At 34.1% G+C, this 18,173-nt stretch carries 18 protein-coding genes and 6 pseudogenes; 11 read left to right on the plus strand and 13 right to left on the minus strand.

The annotated features are described in order from the left end of the window. Positions 1 to 167: pseudogene (locus F0362_RS27080) on the minus strand (cardiolipin synthase); the annotation flags it as partial. A 24-nt stretch (positions 168 to 191) separates the two neighbouring features. After that, positions 192 to 719, minus strand: a complete 528-nt coding sequence (locus F0362_RS27085; RefSeq protein ID WP_001011320.1) for a matrixin family metalloprotease — start codon at positions 717 to 719, stop codon at positions 192 to 194. Positions 720 to 855: 136 nt separating this feature from the next. Here F0362_RS27085 and F0362_RS27090 point away from each other — a divergent pair. After that, positions 856 to 1,636: pseudogene (locus tag F0362_RS27090) on the plus strand (hypothetical protein). A gap of 133 nt (positions 1,637 to 1,769) precedes the next feature. On the opposite strand, the pseudogene F0362_RS31025 reads toward F0362_RS27090, so the two are convergent. Continuing rightward, a pseudogene (locus tag F0362_RS31025) lies at positions 1,770 to 1,952 on the minus strand (TetR/AcrR family transcriptional regulator); the annotation flags it as partial. 387 nt (positions 1,953 to 2,339) lie between these two features. Between F0362_RS31025 and F0362_RS27100 the strand changes: the two are divergent. Beyond that, positions 2,340 to 2,747, plus strand: a complete 408-nt coding sequence (locus tag F0362_RS27100) for a type VII toxin-antitoxin system MntA family adenylyltransferase antitoxin (protein WP_000577221.1) — start codon at positions 2,340 to 2,342, stop codon at positions 2,745 to 2,747. Then, positions 2,737 to 3,150 carry a type VII toxin-antitoxin system HepT family RNase toxin gene (locus tag F0362_RS27105; protein ID WP_000787545.1) on the plus strand — a complete coding sequence of 138 codons (414 nt, stop codon included), beginning with the start codon at positions 2,737 to 2,739 and terminating at the stop codon, positions 3,148 to 3,150. The genes F0362_RS27100 and F0362_RS27105 overlap by 11 nt, the downstream gene beginning before the upstream one ends. A 423-nt stretch (positions 3,151 to 3,573) precedes the next feature. Here F0362_RS27105 and F0362_RS27110 read toward each other — a convergent pair whose 3' ends face one another. Next, complete coding sequence (locus F0362_RS27110; RefSeq protein ID WP_001160624.1) at positions 3,574 to 3,966, minus strand: hypothetical protein; 393 nt, start codon at positions 3,964 to 3,966, stop codon at positions 3,574 to 3,576. Positions 3,967 to 4,080: 114 nt separating this feature from the next. Continuing rightward, positions 4,081 to 4,217 (minus strand): annotated as a pseudogene (locus F0362_RS27115) (HU family DNA-binding protein); the annotation flags it as partial. Between the two features lie 740 nt (positions 4,218 to 4,957). Here F0362_RS27115 and F0362_RS27120 point away from each other — a divergent pair. Next, a complete protein-coding gene (locus F0362_RS27120; RefSeq protein WP_149890066.1) occupies positions 4,958 to 6,127 on the plus strand; it encodes a serine hydrolase domain-containing protein in 1,170 nt (389 codons plus the stop codon). Positions 6,128 to 6,444: 317 nt separating this feature from the next. Here the strand turns inward: F0362_RS27120 and F0362_RS27125 are convergent, their stop codons facing one another. After that, positions 6,445 to 7,026 carry a TetR/AcrR family transcriptional regulator gene (locus F0362_RS27125; protein ID WP_016089098.1) on the minus strand — a complete coding sequence of 194 codons (582 nt, stop codon included), beginning with the start codon at positions 7,024 to 7,026 and terminating at the stop codon, positions 6,445 to 6,447. 273 nt (positions 7,027 to 7,299) lie between these two features. Between F0362_RS27125 and F0362_RS27130 the strand changes: the two genes are divergently transcribed. From F0362_RS27130 to F0362_RS27140, 3 genes are all read left to right on the plus strand, one after another. Continuing rightward, on the plus strand, positions 7,300 to 8,559 hold the full coding sequence (locus tag F0362_RS27130) for an MFS transporter (protein ID WP_149890067.1): 1,260 nt from the start codon (positions 7,300 to 7,302) through the stop codon (positions 8,557 to 8,559). 100 nt (positions 8,560 to 8,659) lie between these two features. Further along, positions 8,660 to 9,733 carry an LLM class flavin-dependent oxidoreductase gene (locus F0362_RS27135; protein ID WP_149890068.1) on the plus strand — a complete coding sequence of 358 codons (1,074 nt, stop codon included), beginning with the start codon at positions 8,660 to 8,662 and terminating at the stop codon, positions 9,731 to 9,733. Positions 9,734 to 9,784: 51 nt separating this feature from the next. Next, complete coding sequence (locus tag F0362_RS27140; protein WP_149890069.1) at positions 9,785 to 10,723, plus strand: alpha/beta hydrolase; 939 nt, start codon at positions 9,785 to 9,787, stop codon at positions 10,721 to 10,723. A gap of 790 nt (positions 10,724 to 11,513) precedes the next feature. Here F0362_RS27140 and F0362_RS27145 read toward each other — a convergent pair. The 3 genes and pseudogenes from F0362_RS27145 to F0362_RS27150 form a co-directional block, all read right to left on the minus strand. Further along, positions 11,514 to 11,666 (minus strand): annotated as a pseudogene (locus F0362_RS27145) (zinc ribbon domain-containing protein); the annotation flags it as partial. Positions 11,667 to 11,729: 63 nt separating this feature from the next. Beyond that, the gene (locus F0362_RS31280) at positions 11,730 to 11,858 is read right to left on the minus strand and encodes a hypothetical protein (protein ID WP_270793313.1); all 129 of its coding nucleotides are present in this window, start codon (positions 11,856 to 11,858) and stop codon (positions 11,730 to 11,732) included. Continuing rightward, positions 11,855 to 12,949, minus strand: a complete 1,095-nt coding sequence (locus tag F0362_RS27150) for a Rap family tetratricopeptide repeat protein (RefSeq protein ID WP_149890070.1) — start codon at positions 12,947 to 12,949, stop codon at positions 11,855 to 11,857. Before F0362_RS27150 ends, F0362_RS31280 begins: the two co-directional genes overlap by 4 nt. 300 nt (positions 12,950 to 13,249) lie before the next feature. Between F0362_RS27150 and F0362_RS27155 the strand changes: the two genes are divergently transcribed. Then, positions 13,250 to 13,543 carry an ArsR/SmtB family transcription factor gene (locus F0362_RS27155; RefSeq protein ID WP_046960297.1) on the plus strand — a complete coding sequence of 98 codons (294 nt, stop codon included), beginning with the start codon at positions 13,250 to 13,252 and terminating at the stop codon, positions 13,541 to 13,543. A 268-nt stretch (positions 13,544 to 13,811) separates the two neighbouring features. On the opposite strand, the gene F0362_RS27160 is transcribed toward F0362_RS27155, so the two are convergent. From F0362_RS27160 to F0362_RS27170, 3 genes are all read right to left on the minus strand, one after another. After that, the gene (locus F0362_RS27160) at positions 13,812 to 14,078 is read right to left on the minus strand and encodes a hypothetical protein (RefSeq protein WP_000404246.1); all 267 of its coding nucleotides are present in this window, start codon (positions 14,076 to 14,078) and stop codon (positions 13,812 to 13,814) included. 71 nt (positions 14,079 to 14,149) lie between these two features. Next, positions 14,150 to 14,689: a YncE family protein gene (locus tag F0362_RS27165; RefSeq protein ID WP_253265948.1), complete on the minus strand. Its 540-nt coding sequence runs from the start codon at positions 14,687 to 14,689 to the stop codon at positions 14,150 to 14,152. A gap of 603 nt (positions 14,690 to 15,292) precedes the next feature. Further along, positions 15,293 to 15,967 carry a hypothetical protein gene (locus F0362_RS27170; protein WP_149890071.1) on the minus strand — a complete coding sequence of 225 codons (675 nt, stop codon included), beginning with the start codon at positions 15,965 to 15,967 and terminating at the stop codon, positions 15,293 to 15,295. Positions 15,968 to 16,437: 470 nt separating this feature from the next. Between F0362_RS27170 and F0362_RS30655 the strand changes: the two genes are divergently transcribed. Further along, complete coding sequence (locus F0362_RS30655) at positions 16,438 to 16,605, plus strand: hypothetical protein (RefSeq protein WP_172624229.1); 168 nt, start codon at positions 16,438 to 16,440, stop codon at positions 16,603 to 16,605. Between the two features lie 9 nt (positions 16,606 to 16,614). Beyond that, positions 16,615 to 16,719, plus strand: a pseudogene (locus F0362_RS27175) (IS3 family transposase); the annotation flags it as partial. 115 nt (positions 16,720 to 16,834) lie between these two features. Here F0362_RS27175 and F0362_RS27180 read toward each other — a convergent pair. Further along, the gene (locus F0362_RS27180) at positions 16,835 to 17,131 is read right to left on the minus strand and encodes a hypothetical protein (RefSeq protein WP_052943648.1); all 297 of its coding nucleotides are present in this window, start codon (positions 17,129 to 17,131) and stop codon (positions 16,835 to 16,837) included. Between the two features lie 875 nt (positions 17,132 to 18,006). Between F0362_RS27180 and F0362_RS30660 the strand changes: the two genes are divergently transcribed. Beyond that, positions 18,007 to 18,162 (plus strand): hypothetical protein, encoded by a 156-nt coding sequence (locus F0362_RS30660; RefSeq protein WP_170958042.1) that lies wholly within the window; start codon positions 18,007 to 18,009, stop codon positions 18,160 to 18,162. The last annotated feature ends 11 nt before the right edge of the window (positions 18,163 to 18,173 follow it).

Raw genomic sequence — 18,173 nt, forward strand, 5'->3', positions numbered from 1 at the left:
AAATCACTTGTAGCAGGGAAATCTTTACTGAGAATGACAGTTTCAGCATTCTTATCTTCGCCAGCAACATTGAAGAAGTGACTATTATATGCTGAATATCCCCCGAAACCAATCACTGCAGCTAAGGGAATTGCAATTACTATAGTTTTTGCTTTTTTACTTAACATTAAGAAATCATCTCCTTTTTTCTGTTAATAGATTGCATTTACACCATTCTTATCGTCAGTTTGAGGAACATGCATAGTAGTACGATTACGATTGCTGTTCATAATTGAAGTGCCACTGTTGTGACCTATTCCTATTGCATGACCAAACTCATGTACTCCTGTACTTTTAGCAACATTAGATTTTGTAATATTTGTATTCCCTGCATTAATATCACCAGCGAATTTCGTTACTTTTTTAGTGGATGTATTATAAGTTGTGTTCATTCTTCCATAATAAGTAGAGGAACTTTCAAACCAAGAGTTTAATTTGTTCACAGAAGAAGAAGAAACTGTAAAGTTAATACGAGAGGCAGTGTACCAGGCTGAATCTGCAGCTTGCCAACCGGATTTAATGATACTGGAGCCATCGTCTAATCTGTCTCCCCACTTATATGTCGCTGATTTTGAAGGTAGCTTCCATCCTTCTTTTACATAAGCTTCTGAAACTCCAACGCTGGAAAAGACAAGTACACTACCTAATAAAAATGCAGTAATCCCTTTTCTAAAATTCATATTATCCCTCCAAAGATTATTTTTAACAAGAGAATTATAGCATCATTATCTTGTTTTGAATTAATATTTTTTAAAAATTCGGAATATTTATATTGAGAAAATGGTATAAAATATCTTTTAAGGAGACGTTATTATAATGTATAAACATAAAGTAATAAAATGGAGTCTATGTTTATTAATATTTACTTTTTTAATTATTATTGGTAAGACAATTTGGTCAAATACAGACATAGCAGAAGTGTCTAATGTTTCATCGAATTCCTGAAACTATAGTATTAAGTAAGACATTCAAAACTACAAATCATTTAAGTGAAATGGTAGAAGAAGCAGATGTAATTGTACTAGGTAAATATGACGGTTTACACTCTAAATGGAATATGGCAAACAATTCATCATATGAGATTCAAGGTGAAGATGTCGAAGGCCATCTGTTTAATTTTCATGTTAAAGAAATTTTAAAAGGGGACTCTGTAGAGAATAAAATTTTAATAAATCATAGATACTCAGAAAGCCTTGTATTAGAGGAAAGTAATGAAGTTATTGATGACAATGGAATAATTCTGAAAGGTGCTACGAAAGTGTTTACAAAAAAAAGTAAAAATAAAGATCCATTGTATATAAAACCCAAATCTGGTGACACATATATAGTTTTTTTAAAAGAGAATAGTAAACTTGGACATTTTTATCCAGCTTTAGAACCTTTTATGATTCAGTTTGATTTAAGGGATATTGCGCAACTAAAAAGCAATTTAATAGATTGGGATAAAAATAAATATAAATATAAATTTGAGGTAAAGGTTAAAGAGAAAACTTTTTATATTGAAAATGAAATAGATTCAACCATCAAAGATAATATTAGTGGAAAAAAATTAAAGGATATTAAGGATTTTGTGAAGAGGTCTTCAAAAATGAAATAACATTTTCACAGGCTATAAATCTACCCTGCATTAAAGGATAGAATTTGCGTAGATTTAAAATAATAAATTGCATTATGAAAAGAAAAGAGCTCAAAAAAGAGTCTAATTTTTTTTGAGTTTTCTTTTGCATTCTTTATGCAGAATATGAATTAAAAAGATGTCTTATATGTTCTATAAAATAATGATGGTGTATATTATTTTTTCATATTCGACTAGCTATAATAGCTTCTTTCATTGAAGAAGATAGGAAAGAAGCAAGTGACATAACATCTATATCATTTTTAGTTTCATTTTTTTCGATTCCTTCTTTAATAAGAAATTCCAGGCTACAAGTTGATAGAAAAGCCGAAAATGCCAAAGGTAAGTATGTAGAAGGAGCAACGGAGGTCATTTACGTTTATGAAAAGTTGGAAGAGGTTAAGAAAGACGAACTGCCTACAAAAGTAAAAGAAAAATTAAAGGTGAATTAACATATAAAAGACGCCATTGTTAGAGAAATATAGCCCCTATTTGTTTAGAGTTTCAAAAGCAAAAGACTGACAGTTATTGTAAGCCTTTTGCTTTTACAGGGATAAGCACGTAATTTTGAGGTGCTTTAAGTACTAAGAAGGTTTAATTTTGTTTATGTACTTGTTGTAGCTTAATGGATTTTGTAATGGTTATGATATAATAAAATTCAAGTATAATAAGGGGGATTAATTAAATGATTTTTCAAAGCATGATAACAGCTATTATAGAAAAATTACAAGAGACGGTGAATCCCTATTGGATAATTGTGTTTGGATCAACGGCTGAGAACAGAGAACGGGAAGATAGTGATATTGATATAGCTTATTTAAGTGACACAACTTTAGGGAACTATGAACGTTTTTTATTAGCACAGGAGTTAGCTAACATTGTTCATAGAGATGTTGATTTAGTTGATTTATCCGAAGCTTCTACAGTTTTTCAAGCCCAGATTATACATACAGGAAAGACAATATTTTGTTCTGATGAAGAACGGAAAATTATTTTTGAAATGAAAACTTTAAAAATGTATTCAAAATTGAATGAGGAACGCAAGATAGTGTTCGATGATATAAAGAAAAGAGGTTCTATATATGAAGAATGAGGTTATTTTAAATAAAATTTCCACAATAGAGCGCTGTATAAAAAGAATCCAAGATGTATATGGAAATGACCCTGAAAATTTGGAGGATTACACAAAGCAAGATTCAATAATATTGAATATACAAAGAGCTTGTGAAGCGAGTATTGATTTAGCAATGCATATTGTTGCTGGGAAAAAATTAGGATTACCCCAATCTAGTCGAGAGGCTTTTGATTTATTGGTTACAGCAGGATTACTTAGCGCAGAGCTAGCAAATAAGTTAAAGGCGATGGTGGGATTTCGAAATATTGCTGTTCATGATTATCAAAGTGTAAATTTAGATATTGTTCGTCAAATTATTGAAAAACATTTAACTGATTTTAAACTATTTACGAAAGAAGTTATGGGGATATTGGAATTTTAAACGAAAGAACAGAATAATAGAGCTAAGAAAGTGAGCAATCCTGAGAGCCACGAATTAGCTATTGATAGTAATGTTAAGAAAACGCCATATACAATTTTATACCTTACAATTTCAAAACCAAAAAGCAATGAAACTTATATGTAGAATAAAAAAGGGACCTATTTAGTAGGTCTCCTTTTTTATCTCGGAAGATATTAAATAAAAACCAGTCTTCATTCTTCACAGATAAAAACACTAAAACAATATGATTTTAAAATATCAATAAAGTTCACTAAGGGTGGTTTTTGCTCATCCCCTCGAAAAGGGGAAATAAGAAAAAAGCAAGCTTCCCTTTTAAGAAGATTTGCTTTTTTCTAAGCTATATTCATATTCTTTGACTCTTCTACATTTGCTATGGTAAGCGCTTTAATAAATACAACATATTTATTGATTAACAAAAATATAAAACCCTTTTTCCCATCGATCTTTGAGCCATTGCAATTCTTCTTTCATATTGGGAACGTATTCGTTTGTTCGTTCCATCAACTTATAGGTTTCCACTAGTTCCAAACATCGATTTGGACTAGTAAGAGAATGTATAAAGAGCATATCACGTTTTGTTACCGAACCAAAAGAGATCCCTTCACGGCTTACCGATAATAACTCTTGAATTTCCTCTTGATCCATATCTGTTTTCTTTAGGTAATTATTCATATCAATGAATGTAGTGTAACTCCATTTCATATTGTCATAATCATTTTCTTGTAGGAGCATTTCACGATAGGATTCCATGTCATGTATGAGGAAATTACGAATCGCGTCTATAGAAAATTGCATGTACCAAACTTCCTTTACTGTATAGGGTATGTGTGAGTTTTGAGGTTTCTTTAAAAAAAGTATTTTCCTAATATGTAGGGAAATACTTTTTTACTTTACCATATATTTAAGTTCTTAGCTGATTTTAAAACCTGGTAATTTTGAAGGGATAATCTTCATCGCTTCTCCTGTTTTTGGATTATGACCGTTACGCTCGGCAAGTTCCTGGACTTCGGATGTCCTCAAAAACCAAGTAACTGTACTTTTTCTCCTTGTTATAAACATTTTGCGATTTGGTACAATCCTATTTGTATCGCTGAAAACGCATCTTTTGAGTTAAGTTTGTTTCTTGTTTAATGAGTTCGATTTTTTCATCCTTCATACCTATATATTCAACAAGATTTCAGTAATCAATATAACGTGTTTGCTATATATAAAACGAGTTTCTTGCATTAGCATATTTATACTAGAGAAAGTTATGCTGTCTCCAAAAAAATCAGAGAATGATTTATATCTGATGTACTGACAGGCGTGTTGTTTTTTGGGTATATCTTCAATGTTCTTAATATAGCTACTTTACTTGTTTTATTAATAATTAGTATTTTGAAATTCAAGGATGATATTAATGTATATTTGCGTAAGTGAATAGTTTTCTGTTGAGTTTATAATAGGTGAAAAAAACGATCAATAGTTGGGGTACGGAAAGGATTCGAATTTACATTCTTTCTCAATACATATTATGGATAAATAAAGTAAAATATGGGTTGGGGTTATGTCTCATGTTGTGTTAATCCTAACAATAACTAAGGGTACATAATATGCTTTCATACCTTTGAATAATTTTGTTGTAGAAGGGATGGAGATTTAACTGGCTCAAATTGTTGGTATTAATAGATACCTTTGTACTGGGGCTTTAATCTATATGCGTGAGGGCCTTTCCCTAAGTCTTGTCAGGAAGTAAGGAACAGTATGCAAACACTTATACAATATGAATAGAGGAGAGGAATGCCTTATGAAAATACGTAGTCAAATTACATGTGCAAGTCTGGCCCTTTTAATAGCTGGAAGTTCCCTGTTATATACAACACCAACCTCAATTGTAAAAGCAGAGCCCACTCAAAATGTATCTAGTTCGTTACAAACAAATACTCAACGAGATCATACTTCCGTCAAGCAAGCAATGCGGGATACATTGCAACTTGGATACCCGGGGATACTTGCTAAAACTTCTGAGGGTGGAAAAACGTGGGGGTATGCCGCTGGAATAGCGGATCTGAGAACCAAGAAACCAATGAAAACAGATTTTCGCTTTCGCATTGGGAGTGTGACGAAGACGTTCACCGCAACAGTTGTACTTCAATTAGTTGGAGAGAATCGCCTGAAGCTAGACGACTACATCGAAAAATGGTTACCTGGTGTCATTCAAGGAAATGGATATGATGGTAACAAGATTACTATCCGGCACATATTGAACCATACAAGTGGTATCGCTGAATACTCAAGGTCAAAAGACGCTGATTTTACGGATACAAAAAAATCGTATACGGCTGAAGAGTTAGTGAAGATGGGGGTTTCTCTGCCTCCAGACTTTGCTCCAGGAAAGGGCTGGTCTTATTCAAACACAGGATACGTATTACTGGGTATCCTTATTGAAAAAGTAACTGGAAACAGCTATGCGGAAGAGGTTGAAAATCGAATTATTGAACCTCTTGAATTGCCGAATACATTCCTACCAGGCAACTCAAGTGTTATTCCAGGCACTAACCATGCCCGTGGATATGTCCAGCCAGACGGAGCAAGTGAGCTAAAAGACGTTACTTATTATAACCCAAGTGCAGGTAGCTCTGCTGGAGATATGATTTCTACTGCTGACGACTTAAACAAATTCTTCTCTTACTTGCTCGGTGGCAAATTACTGAAAGAACAGCAACTAAAACAAATGCTTACTACAGTTCCTACAGGAAAAGAAGGAATCGATGGATATGGTCTTGGAATCTATGAAACTAAGCTTCCAAGCGGTGTCTCGATATGGGGACACTCAGGTGGCATTCTAGGGTTTACAACTCTAGTTGGAGGTAAACTTGGAGGCAAGCATACGTTGGTCGTCAATTGGAATAGTTTGGGTAGAACTGGCAGTCCTAATCCTTTTAAAAATATTTTACTTGCTGAATTTAGCAAGTAGGAAAAAAGGAAAAATTTATCATAGTTTTCATAGTTGAAAATATACTTTTCTGGTTCAAAAGCCCCAACTTATTTTCAAGAAAAATTTGGGGCTTTTTTTGTTTTGGTGGCGTTTATTTTTCTTAAGCTGATGGATGTGGGGTAGCACCACATCGCTATCAAGCTAAAATTTTATAGTACCCCCAGAAAGAAATTTTGTACTAAATTGTAACAAAATGCTCATTTTTTCGTTTTGGGGTATTTGCATTTCTTAGCCTGATGGAGATGTGACGCTACCCTTATAAAGGTATAGTTTTCGTACTTTCATATACAATCATGTCACTTAAGTAATGTGAGCGTCGCTGCTATTACATTGTCGACAAATGAACGTTGGGGGCGAGATTTCATCATAACCGTTAGACCGATTAACGCTACAATCAGTGCCTGTGCCAAAGACTTTGCATCTGTGTTGACTTCCAGCTCACCTGATTGGATTCCTCGTTCAATCGTCTCCTGAAAAATGACGGCGAGGTACATTTGATGTTCTCTGGTCAAAATTTCAAATCTCTCATCATGAGGTGCTAATTCAACCATTGTATTGATACAAAAACACCCTTTACTAAGATCCCCTGCGTATTCTTCATTGACGACATCGGCAAAGAAAATAGAAAATGACTCTTTTACAGAGGAGTGACTTTGAAGCCTATTTCGTATATCAGAGGCCCGAGACATTGTATATCTACGAAGTGCGGCTTCAAATAATTCTTTCTTATCTCCAAAGGCCGAATAAATACTAGGGCGTTGAATGCCCATTCTAGAAGTAAGATCACTTAATGAGGTAGCCTCATATCCCTTCTCCCAAAATAACTGCATTGCTGCATCTAAAACTTGATCCTCATCAAATTCACGAGTTCTTGCCATAAAGAATTCTCCTCCTCAAACTTTGATTTTATTAATTGTTTTAGGATAGGTGTGTAGGTAAATACAATTGTTTTTTTATTACCAAACAGTATGTAATTATTATATAATTAGCCATTCTTTATGTCAAATCAAGCTGCATTCATTTAATGCAACATAAACTTTAGTTCGAAAATCGTTGACATCATGAATAAGACTAAGTTATATTTACCAGTAATCATATTGTACTGGACGGTATGTTATGATTAAAAATCTAATGTGATTGGAGGGTAAGGTATGTTCAAAACAGAGACAAATATAGATGATGATCCACTCTACACTAAGGTAAGTCATAAATCTTCCATAACAAAACCTAATTTGAATCAACAGCCATCCATGTCTCACGCTTTGGCATTATTGTTTGCGGCTGCCTGTGGAATGTCTGTTGCCAATATTTACTTTGCACAGCCGTTGCTTGATCAACTATCTAATGAGTTTGGTATTAACCATGCCATTATTGGTGTTGTTATTACCGTTACACAAATTTTTTATGGAGTGGGCTTACTGCTACTCGTACCGCTTGGAGATTTGCTAAACCAGCGACGTCTAATTGTCGGTCAAATGCTTTTATCTACAACAGCTCTGGTTATAGTTGGTACTGCTTCCTCCAGCATGGTACTTTTCGCAGGTATGGCTTTGGTGGGGCTGCTTGCAGTTGTGACACAGACTCTCGTGGCGTTTGCAGCGACCATCGCTTCCCCAACAGAAAGGGGACGTGTCGTTGGCATTGTAACAAGTGGGATAGTTATTGGCATACTTCTCGCACGTACTTTTGCTGGTATATTAACAGATGTTGCGGGATGGCGTTCTGTATATCTATTTTCTGCTGCGCTCATGCTTTTGATGGTTTTTATGTTTATAAAGATGTTGCCCAATGTTGAGCGCGAGGTAAAATCGCTATCCTACCCTCAGTTGATTAGATCGGTGCTTACTTTATTTATTCAAGAACGAACGTTACGCGTTCGCTCCGTTCTAGCCATGCTGATTTTTGCTGATTTCAGCATTTTGTGGACTTCACTAGTACTGCCACTTAGTACACCGCCAATTGCTCTATCTCATAGTGCAATTGGCGCATTCGGTCTTGTAGGTGTGGCTGGAGCCTTAGCTGCGGCACGGGCAGGGAAATTGGCCGATCAAGGTTACGGACAACGAACGACAGGCATTGCTTTAGCTCTATTATTGATTTCATGGTTGTTCATCAGCTATATGGAGCAGTCATTAATCGCATTAGTGATAGGGATAGTTCTACTTGATTTGGCCGTACAAGCAATACATGTCACGAATCAAACCATGATTCTTCCATTGCATACAGAAGCACGGAGTCGACTTACTGCTGGATATATGGTGTTTTATTCTATCGGCAGTGCTGGTGGTTCAATTGCTTCGACTCAAATATACGCACACTTTGGCTGGGGAGGGGTTTCCTTACTCGGAGCCTCTGTCAGTGCTTTCGCTCTTCTTTTTTGGGCTATGACCAGACGAGTTAAGATTTTATGAAATAAACGTGTGTTATCCAATATGAGAAACATGTTACTACCATAAAGGAAATGATTAATTTTTTTGACTTACAATCTAATTGGACTAGGAGAGATAACAAATGGAAATAGGTATTACGTCTTTTGTAGAAACGAAACCAGATGTTCATAGTGGTGAAGTGATAAGTCACGCACAGCGGTTGCGTGAAGTTGTTGAAGAAATCGTTCTTGCTGATCAAGTAGGACTTGATGTGTTTGGTGTTGGTGAGCACCATAGGAAGGATTATGCAGCATCCTCTCCAGCGATGGTTCTATCAGCGGCGGCACCACAAACGAAAAAGATACGGCTTGCGAGTGCAGTAACCGTGCTTTCTTCAGCTGATCCTGTACGTGTTTTTCAGGATTTCTCTACACTGGATGGCATTTCAAATGGACGTGCAGAGATTATGGCAGGTCGTGGTTCCTTTATCGAATCTTTTCCACTGTTTGGCTATGAATTGAAGGACTATGATGAACTGTTTGAAGAACATTTGGACCTACTGCTCAAAATACGTCAGTCCGAAAAAGTGACTTGGGAAGGCGGACATCGACCAGCAATCAATAATTTAGGTGTGTATCCAAGACCTGTTCAAAATCCTTTACCGATATGGGTTGGTAGCGGTGGGAATCAGGAATCTGCTATCCGTGCCGGTTTTCTGGGATTACCACTTATGCTGGCGATTATTGGTGGTAGCCCAATGCACTTTGCACGAATTGTACAGCTATATAAGAAAGCGGCGGCTCACGCTGGTCATGATGTTTCAAAACTTCAGGTGGGATCTCATTCGATTGGATTTGTTGGAGAGAATACGGAATTGGCAGCAGATACATTTTTCCCTTCCACTCAGGCAGGCATGAATAAACTTGGTAAAGAGCGGGGGTGGCCTTATTATGATCGTTCCAGCTTTGATGCTGCACGAAGTTTTGAAGGGGCGTTGTATGTTGGTGATCCAGATACAGTCGCCGAAAAAATCATCCATCTTCGTAAGCATGTAGGGATTACACGCTTTATGATGTATGTACCATTAAGTACCATGCCACATGATCAAGTCATGCGTGCCATAGAATTGCTTGGAACAGAAGTTGCCCCTCGTGTAAGAGAGGAAATTGCCAAATGGGAAGCTGAAGGAGAACAGGATACACATCTATTCCGTTAATTATTCCATAAGGATTGCATCAAGTTTCATTATTTAATTGGAGGAATTGATATGAAAATTGACAGTCGAGTATTACCAGAATTAAAACAGGCTTTCTCACAATTTCCAGGCTTTCAATTAGAGGAGGATTTAGAGGCGAGTCGAAGTCTCTTGTCGAATCCACATTTGGAAAAATCAGAGCTTGTACATATGACCAAGCGAATGATTCCTGGCGCAGCCGGCGAGATGTTAGTTAAAATTTACGAACCCGTTGAGAAAAATCTTGATAAACTTCCAGCTATGCTGTGGATTCACGGTGGTGGATACGTAATGGGCCACCCTGATATGGACGATGTTTTGTGTGAACGCTTTGTTCAGACTGCTGAATGCGTTGTTGTGTCTGTCGATTATCGACTTGCGCCCGAGCATCCTTATCCAGCGGCTATTGAAGATTGCTATGCAGGCTTGATTTGGATGACAAATGAGGCAGAATCGCTTGGTATTGATGTGAATCGTGTTGCAATCGCCGGTGCAAGTGGAGGCGGTGGACTAACAGCAGCACTTGCGTTAATGGCTCGTGATAAAGGAGGTCCATCTATTGTTTTTCAGATGCCGCTGTATCCAATGCTTGATAGCCGCAACATAACACCATCAAGCTACGAGATTATAGAAGACAACGCAACATGGAATAGAGCAAACAATTTGACGGCTTGGGGTATGTACTTGGGCAAGGAGAACGATACTAACGAACCATCTCCCTATGCCGTACCTTCGAGAGCAGACAACTTAGCAGGGCTACCGCCAACTTATACATGTGTTGGTCAACTCGATTTATTCCGAGATGAAACCATTGAATATGTAACACGACTTGCACAAGCAGGAGTAGACGTTGAATATCATCTATACCCTGGCTGCTTCCATTGCTTTGAAATACTTGTGCCTGAAGCCGAAGTGAGTCAGCGTGCCAGTCAGAATTATTTTGATGCGATGGCCCGGGCGCTTCATCCATAATTTATTTATCACCAATGATTATCAATAATTGAAATGCTAATGATTATAATAAAAAAGAACCTTCAATAGGTTCTTTTTTATAGTTGGTAAATATGTTATCAACAATAGATGGTAATAAAGATAGAAATTCAGACACTTTTTAATAATGGGCTAAGTTTTCTTAGGAAGAAATCTATTTCTCATGACTGATCGCTAGATATAATAGGATATATCATTTATTAATTTGGGTGGGTGATTTAGCTTTTTAAGTTTACCACACTTAAATTTAAATTTTGTTTAGGGACAAAATGTTAAAGTTGTACATTCTGAATTAACAGAAAATTAAGGTGGTAAAAACCCTATTAAATCTTTTATCAGGTAACTCATATTTCTTTGGCCTTATTTTCATGGTATTACCGAACGTTTATATGTCTCTAAGGGAAAGAAATACTTTAAGTTTTATTACCATCTAATGTTTGATTAAGATGGTAACATGAAAATAAAACGTTTACAACCAGGAAATAAAGAAAAAATATAAAAATTCGACTTTATTCGACATTATGACTATGAGAGAAAGAATCTAAAATAAGTAAATCTTATATTTAGAGGGGGTATTTATCTTATAAATAACGGTTAAAACGTTTGCAAATGTTTCACGAGTAATTAAAAACGTCTAATATAAAATTATATTGTGACAATTTTAAACGAACATACTTTATAATTCATACTTAGACTATTGAACTATCCCCACTTTCACTTCATTTAGAAGAGGGGGATTCCTAAGTAAAGAGTTCTATCGAACTCTAATTTATTAGGCTATCTCCGCAGTCCTTGCGGTTAGAAGCCTTATCGCTTTATTCTTTAGATTAATACTTGCGTTAATATCCCTATCATGGTGAGTACGACAAGAAGGGCAGTCCCATTTACGCAGGTTTAGATTTTTAATGTCTTTGTTTTGATATCCCCAATTTTAATGGGCTTATCAAGGGAATATACAAGGAAAAGGAAGGTGTAATCCTTCCTTTTCTTATCCAGTATGTCCATGTGAATTTTTGATAATATTTACCGTACTTTGAGTACCTGTTGAAGAACTCGATCCAAAAGTTACTGTGACAACAATTAAGATACCAAGTAAGCTAACTGCTAATTTTCTCATTTTAATGCTCCTTTTTTAAACTTTTTTTCACTGGCTTTGCTAGCTTCATAAAAGTAATAGCTTGCTTTCACATGATTATTTTCTTTATAAAATTGGGTTGCTAATTTTTCAGTATATTCATTTATATACTCATATAGTTCTTCGCGTTCAAAATAAGAAATTCCTTCTAAAATGGCTTTTTCTACATCACTTGCACAACTATTAAGGTTCATTTTTTCTAAAATATTAAAGTGATGTATATAACCTTCAATACATAACTGAGTGGAAAGTTGTAGTCCCTTTTCAATTAGCTCTTGAGCTAATTGGTTTTCTCCTAATTTATAATGTTCTCTTGCCTCAATAAATAAAGCTTTATAATCACTTGGTAGTTTTTGATTAACTTCAGATAAATATCGTAATGCTAACTCAGAAAGGTTTTGTGTAGCATACATAAATCCTAGATTGTGACGGACAATTAAAATATTGTATTCTAAATTTTCTTTTTGGAATGCATCCATCGCTGAAATATAATGTTCTTCGGCTAATTCCCACTCTCTTAAATGAGTACATGCCAGCCCGTATAAGTTATTGCAAAAAGCAACTTTTAATTCATATCCCATGTGTGTTGAAAAGATATCTTTAGCTTTTATAACATGATTAATACATAAGATCGATTTATGTGTATGACAGTAGAAAACAGCCAATTCATAATGGAATTCAGCGTATTCAATTTCGTCAGGTATTGTTGATAATAAACTTTCAGCTTTATCAAAATGCATTCTTGCAAGACTATGATTACCCGTAACATTCGAATGTATTGCTTTAAAGAAGTGATAATAATATGAAAGGAAGTCATCTGTAGGAGTCTCGTAAGCATCACATTGTTTAAAACTATCTTTAGAAATACTTAAACTATCAACTAGATATTGGTGTCTAAAATCAAGAAGTGAGTAGTATAATAGTATGGTTTGATTTTCTTCTATATCTTGGATTTTATTTTCAATTTCTTGTTTCAGTAATTGAGCGGCATCTACATGTCTGGATCTAATTTCCTGATACCATTCATTTAATAAATGATTTATTTGTTCGTGTCCCTTTAATTGAACATTCATTGTTCAGTCTCATCCTCTCCATAGATACTATATAGCAATTAGTATCATAGCAGAGTTTTCCTCTATTAAAATCTATCAAACAGCATTTTTCAATATAAGACGGAATATTCTATTAATTAAATTCGGTTTAATTTTGGTTTAAATAGTATTTATTATTGTTATTTTTGTAAAAATAATCTCTTATTTAGGCTACAAAGCAGATAAGAAATATTTTCTCAACAGGATAAAAGGTATTCATCTATAAGTACTATGTATAAGGATAATAGGAAAATAGAAATAAATAATAAAGGGGAATGTGAAATGATAGCATTAAAAAATGATTGGGATATAAAAGAAATTTCGGAAGAGAATGTAGATTTGTTAAAGGTTATGGCTCATCCAGTAAGATTACAAATTGTAAATGAATTAATGCATCATAAAAAATACAATGTTACACAGTTAACGGAAATAATAAGGCTCCCTCAATCTACTGTTTCACAGCATTTATCAAAATTGAGAAGAACTGTACTCCATACAGAAAGAAAAGGATTAGAAGTATATTATTATATTGGAAATGCTAAAGCTCGTCGGATTGTAGAAATTTTAGGTTTGTAGGTTAATAATATGCAAAAAAAGTTCCTTTTATAAAGTAAGGAACTTTTTTATTTATATATAATAATTTCATTTTGTAAGAATTACTGTGTAGATAAGAAAATATTGCTCATATAATTTCTGTACATTTCAAAGAAGTGTAATTAAATAAGGTCTACGTATTTATTTTCAATAGAACTTATCAAAAGCCCCTGAAAAGTAGGGGCTGGTTGTATAGATAAAGGTACATTTATTATAGGAATATATGTAAAATTAATTAATCATTAGTTTATTATTTCTGAATTAGTTGTAAAGCTTTCATCTGTTCTAAAAGAATTAAATTGTTTTGTTCAATCATCTTTGCCACTGCTTCAAAGTATGCTTGATTCTCAAGAACCTCAATCCGTTTCTCTTTAGGAAGTGATTGAAGTATTTCTTTCATTTCTTTACACTCGTATATGCTATTCTCTGAGTCGTCTATTAATTTATTGCGACGATTTGTGTATTCAAGTGCACCTAACGTCGCTAATGCGCGGGTATCTAGTCCTAGGATTTCCATGCATACATCTCCTTTCCTCTATAATAATTCGATAGGGAAAAGGAGATTCCTTTAGTGATTTGGTAGAGTTTTTATATTGCAATGCTTATAGGTGATTTTCCAACTGTTATTACTGTATTTACGGTATAGTCAACGGAGTTAAGAATTGTAACTGTATATTGTTCCGGCTGAGCAATATAGATGAATTGCCCATCAGGTGTAAATGTAGCGTCTGCTGGATTGTTGATGGAAATCGTTCCTGTGGATAGTTGTTGTGCTGTATCAATAATATTGATTTCATTGGTTGTTTTGTTTCCTAGCAATGCTACGGGTTGATTAGGTGAAAGAGAAGGGGTTGCATTTAAGATAAATGTATTTTCATCTTGTGGCGTGACTGTTAAACTCTTAAGTTTAAACCCACTAAAATTAAAGCAGCAATTAGAATCAGTTGTGTAAAAAACAATCTCATTAATGGAGAATTTGTGCCATTTAGAAAAAGCTGCTGGTCCTTGTCCATATTGATTTTGAACAGGAGAAATAGTACGCCATATATACGAACACTGTGTACTGGATAGGAAGCATCTGGTGAATTGGTTTGTAGTAGGCAAGGGTTCGGTGTTTGCAGTGTACATGGTTCAAATGTACATTTGAATCGCTCTGTATTCCATGTAACGGCAACGGTGTAATTCGTATCATTAATTATATATTCTTCAGGAGCTGTAATTAAAACCTCAAAATCTACATGTTGATTGCACGTACCTTGGCAAGGTAACATGGGCTTTACTTCCTTTATCAAAAATTATGTGTTTTTTCATGGGGTCTATAAAGTTGATTACATACTGTATTAAAAAAATATTTTTAGAACCTATGCCTTTTAAAGAGATAATCATGTTTGAAAGGCCTGTCTTCTTTGATACAACATACAATTAGGTGGCAATGCTCTATATTATGATTCTTAGTTCCTAATGCGTGTACATATTGTGGTTATCTTAATCGTTAGAAGGTATAATCCAATAATGGTAAAACATATTGAAGTAAGTAGAAGGTTAATCTCGATACGTTAAGTTTAATGATAGGGCACGCGATAAAGTGCTATTAAATTCGAGGAAGCCAAAGTATAAAAGGGGCATTTATTGCAGCTCGAATATCTATTACTGATTTATTGCATATAAAAAGTAGCTGCACAAAAGTACAGCTACTTTTTTCTCAAAAACATTATTATGCAAATAGCATACTTAACGTAAACTTGCGCTTAATGGTACTTGTGAATAAACTTTGAAATTGCTACCATAAGTACCGTGTCTAGAGAATGAAGAAGAAATTGAACTGTTCCAACTTTTGTAGGTAGATCCAGACATATCTGCTCTTAGTAGCACGTTTGAAAAGCTAGATTGGCTAAAAGAATTACGTCCAGTATCCTCCACACCCTGAACCATTTTTACTGGTTCATATTGAGAAAATGTACCATATACAGGCTGATTTGCGTATCTAGGGCTTCCATTTACATACATAGTAACCGTACCATTTCCGTTATTAACTAATTTAAGATTTACTCGATCACCATCTTTAATTGATGTATCATACTGTGTATTCCAATACTTACTGTTTTGACCTGATTCATTATATCCTGAATTAAGAAATACTTTATATCCACTTGGTGTTTTCGAAATACCACCCTCAACTTTAGATGCTCCAATACCTAAATACCAATTTACATATCCATCCTTAACAACAACTGACTTTGGTAGATTTATATCGGCTGCAATCCCGGTATAGTTACTATTTGTAACACTTTTTACAGCACCTTCTGTAGCTGCAAAGCTTGTAGTTGAAAACATTGATAGAGAAATTAGAAGTGAACCAACTAGATACATCATTTTTTTCTTACTTTTCTTTAATACTTGATTCATTTTAGGTCCCCCTTACTTTTTTTTTGTTAAATTGCATTGAAAGTTGGCCAACTAACTATGACTTACAAAGCAAAGATACATCAGGATTCATTATATGTATATATTTTCCTGTTATAAGTCATTGAAATGTCAAATATATTAGGTGTTTCATATTTATCAATATAGATGGAGTTGACAGATTAAAGTGGTATGTCTATTTAAATTCAAGAAGCTTTTGTTAAAAATACTATTAAGACCTATAAATGTGTTGGATATAAGATGTACTACGATTTATTTGCGAGAGATAAATATGGAATGAATACAAAGAGGACTTTTCAAAGAATGTATCTGAAATTTTTAGAAATAGAATGACGATAAATGAAATAAATAAACAGTTTTTGTTAAGGAGTTTATTGGTTCGTAGGTGGAAGGAAATATTTGATTTAAAAGGCGTGGATTTCCTATATGACAAGAAGAAAGGGGGCCCAGCTATGGAAAATACAAGATCTAAGTTAAGTAATGCAGCTATTGAAGGGGATATAGAAGCATTAGAAGAAAATGAACGTTTACGTATGGAAATTGATTATTTAAAAAAGTTAAAGGCCTTAGTTCAAAAAGAGAAGAAATTACAAAACAAGAGTAAGCGTAATGTATCTTAAAGAATACGAAGTATGGAACATTATAAGATGGAATCAGATAACTATATAGATTATTATAATCACAAAAAAATTAAAGTGAAGTTAAAAGAAATGAGTCCAGTACAATACCGGACTCACATTCAAATGGCACTTAAGTTTGTGTTTAACTTTTTGGTTTCAGTTCATAATATTCGGTCGGTTGTTTGCTACGTTTAGTGATTGTTAGTTTTTAACTCATCTCATATTGCGTTTAGTTTAAGTACTGGGAATAAAAGAATAGGAATAGAAAAATTAATGTTTTGCTAAATAATCTGTTAAAGAAACTTAAAGGAATAACAAGTTCTCCTATTGTAAGGCTTTTGAGTTTATCCTTATTCGGTCTTTTTGTTAATTCTTTAAATGTTTGGAAGTTTATTCTATTAATGAAAGACCAACTTGGCACAGCTTTTGTATCTGAACCTATCTTGAAAATGATATGAATACTACGTGCATGAAAACCGCTTATACTTAAAATAAGCATAAATCCTATGATAATAAACCAAGTCATTTTCAATACCTCCTTGCAGTATTTAATATTAAGATATTAAAACTGCTGAGAAAGTGTGCTATTGTCCATAAAAAATATTGAAAAATTGTTGAGGAAACGTTGAGAATGTTGCAATGCTATTGATCGTTGAGGAGTCAATTATGCTTTTTTATTTGATATTTATAGAAAAATAAAATAAAAAAGAGAGCAGTTGCGTGGACTGTTCTCTTAAGGAGCGGAAGTGCTGAACATTTTCAATGACAATGATTCAAGCATTCCGTTAATAGTATGTGCATATGTTTGCAGTTCAGATAAGAAGGTAGCTAAAAAATAGCTACCTTGCCTCAAGGAAAATTCAAGAAAATCAGAGATTCATTATGGATACAGATCGGCTGTTACCAATCTATTCGTATTATTGGAAAGGATTCCGTAAGTTATTCATAAGTTAAAATCTCACTTCATTATAGGTTTAGTGGCTGGCAAAGTAAAAAGAGCAGTTAGATTGAACTAACTGCGCAGCTCCAGGGGAATTGGAGACTTGGTTATTTACAGTTTTGACGGAACTACGGAGTATTATTCAATAGTAGATGTAAATGATACATTATTAGAAAAGATCAAAAGGTATACGTAACTTTTGAAGTGTATCAAAAATATTTTTTATACCTTTTGAAACGGGGATTTTAGTAGCTTAGTTATACTCCCAAAAAGTGTACCTTTTGAAAGGGTGTTCACATTAAGGAAGGATTTTTTTATAGCTCCTTTTGAATGCTTCTTTAAATTAATAGTTCATATTTTAATTCTGAATAATCAGTCGTTATTTTTTCAACCGTTAAGAAACGCATTATTTGTAATGTGTGATAAAATTAGAAATATATGTATATAAAGGAGGGGTAATATTGCATAAAATTATTAATGTTGTTTATGGATTGTTGCTTTCGGCGTATAGTATATATTCCTTTTTCGCCAAGGATGAAAAAGATTTGAAAATTATTATTATATTAACTGTGTTGCTTATTGTTTCTGTGACTTTAGAAAAAAATAAGCAACAGTAACAACCCTAAAT

This window comes from Bacillus sp. BS98 (assembly GCF_008432245.1).
Classification (GTDB): Bacteria; Bacillota; Bacilli; order Bacillales; family Bacillaceae_G; genus Bacillus_A; species Bacillus_A toyonensis.

Excerpts from the sequence above, each read along its gene's own strand:
- F0362_RS27085 (WP_001011320.1), bottom strand. The coding sequence starts at position 719 with ATGAATTTTAGAAAAGGGATTACTGCATTTTTATTAGGTAGTGTACTT.
- F0362_RS27100 (WP_000577221.1), top strand. The coding sequence starts at position 2,340 with ATGATTTTTCAAAGCATGATAACAGCTATTATAGAAAAATTACAAGAG.
- F0362_RS27105 (WP_000787545.1), top strand. The coding sequence starts at position 2,737 with ATGAAGAATGAGGTTATTTTAAATAAAATTTCCACAATAGAGCGCTGT.
- F0362_RS27110 (WP_001160624.1), bottom strand. The coding sequence starts at position 3,966 with ATGCAATTTTCTATAGACGCGATTCGTAATTTCCTCATACATGACATG.
- F0362_RS27120 (WP_149890066.1), top strand. The coding sequence starts at position 4,958 with ATGAAAATACGTAGTCAAATTACATGTGCAAGTCTGGCCCTTTTAATA.
- F0362_RS27125 (WP_016089098.1), bottom strand. The coding sequence starts at position 7,026 with ATGGCAAGAACTCGTGAATTTGATGAGGATCAAGTTTTAGATGCAGCA.
- F0362_RS27130 (WP_149890067.1), top strand. The coding sequence starts at position 7,300 with ATGTTCAAAACAGAGACAAATATAGATGATGATCCACTCTACACTAAG.
- F0362_RS27135 (WP_149890068.1), top strand. The coding sequence starts at position 8,660 with ATGGAAATAGGTATTACGTCTTTTGTAGAAACGAAACCAGATGTTCAT.
- F0362_RS27140 (WP_149890069.1), top strand. The coding sequence starts at position 9,785 with ATGAAAATTGACAGTCGAGTATTACCAGAATTAAAACAGGCTTTCTCA.
- F0362_RS31280 (WP_270793313.1), bottom strand. The coding sequence starts at position 11,858 with ATGAGAAAATTAGCAGTTAGCTTACTTGGTATCTTAATTGTTGTCACA.
- F0362_RS27150 (WP_149890070.1), bottom strand. The coding sequence starts at position 12,949 with ATGAATGTTCAATTAAAGGGACACGAACAAATAAATCATTTATTAAAT.
- F0362_RS27155 (WP_046960297.1), top strand. The coding sequence starts at position 13,250 with ATGATAGCATTAAAAAATGATTGGGATATAAAAGAAATTTCGGAAGAG.
- F0362_RS27160 (WP_000404246.1), bottom strand. The coding sequence starts at position 14,078 with ATGGAAATCCTAGGACTAGATACCCGCGCATTAGCGACGTTAGGTGCA.
- F0362_RS27165 (WP_253265948.1), bottom strand. The coding sequence starts at position 14,689 with ATGTACACTGCAAACACCGAACCCTTGCCTACTACAAACCAATTCACC.
- F0362_RS27170 (WP_149890071.1), bottom strand. The coding sequence starts at position 15,967 with ATGAATCAAGTATTAAAGAAAAGTAAGAAAAAAATGATGTATCTAGTT.
- F0362_RS30655 (WP_172624229.1), top strand. The coding sequence starts at position 16,438 with ATGGAAAATACAAGATCTAAGTTAAGTAATGCAGCTATTGAAGGGGAT.
- F0362_RS27180 (WP_052943648.1), bottom strand. The coding sequence starts at position 17,131 with ATGACTTGGTTTATTATCATAGGATTTATGCTTATTTTAAGTATAAGC.